Annotated in this window: 1 protein-coding gene; it reads right to left on the reverse strand. The window is 65.9% G+C overall.

Annotated elements, in window-relative coordinates; translation table 11 throughout:
* Window positions 1-500: 500 nt before the first annotated feature.
* On the reverse strand, window positions 501-1,061 hold a 561-nt coding region (locus I71_RS00005; protein ID WP_042688544.1), incomplete at its 5' end, for a glutathione binding-like protein.

Raw genomic sequence — 1,061 nt, forward strand, 5'->3', positions numbered from 1 at the left:
AACCGATGCCAAGACTGCGGCAAACGCGGGCGCCAATCCCGCTTGCCGGGCCTTCGACGGGGCGGCACGGCGGGCATAGGCGAATGATGCAGGGTGACGCGCCGGTTGCGGTGTCAAAGCAGGCGCGGATGTCGGCACAGCGCGGCGTCATTCCGCCATTCCCACAGCCCCGCCCGGTGGGTGTGTCCGAAGACGCAGATCCGCCCCCCGGAAGGATGCGGCGCGAGCGCCCGAAGGGTGCGGTGGTGGGGGTTGCGGTGGTGGGACCGGCCGCCCTTTGTTGGAGGGTGCCGTCGGAGCCGCGGCTTGGCCAGATGCTCATCGGCGCCGCGTCTCCGCAAGATATCTTCTTCCGAAAACAACACGCTGATCAGACGAACGGTCCGGTCGACGCCGGGGAACCCCGAAAGTCTGGGCGGCGCGAACGGATGCCGCAAAGGAGCGGGAGGCTGAACGAAGTTGCCGGCCCGACACGGGGAAGCCGGGCCGGCAATTGCGGGTCAGCGCTTCACCGTGTCCGCCGATTGGCCGAACAGGATCTTCTTGCTTTCCTCATTCACCGTCGGCGTGCGGTTGGGGTTGATCTCCTGCCCCTTTTCATAGGCGCGCACCACTGCGGGACGTTCCTTGATCGCGGTGAACCAGCGCTTCAGGTTGGGGAAGTTGTCCAGATTCTGCTGCTGGCGTTCATGCGGGACGATCCACGGGTAGCTCGCCATATCGGCGATGGACAGCTCGGCCCCGCCCAGGAACTCGTTGTCGGCAAGGCGTTTGTCCATCACGCCATAGAGGCGGCCGGTCTCCTTGACGTAGCGTTCCATGGCATAGGGGATGCGCTCCGGCGCGTACTGGACGAAATGATGGTTCTGGCCGGCCATCGGGCCGAGGCCGCCAACCTGCCAGAACAGCCATTCGAGAACCGTCTTGCGTCCGCGCAGATCGCTGGGCAGGAACTTGCCGGTCTTCTCGGCCAGATAGACCAGGATGGCGCCGGATTCGAAGACGCTGATCGGCTCGCCGCCATCGGCCGGGGCGGTGTCGATGATCGCCGGCTCCGGTGT

Source organism: Azospirillum sp. B506 (assembly GCF_000333595.1).
Lineage (GTDB): Bacteria > Pseudomonadota > Alphaproteobacteria > Azospirillales > Azospirillaceae > Azospirillum.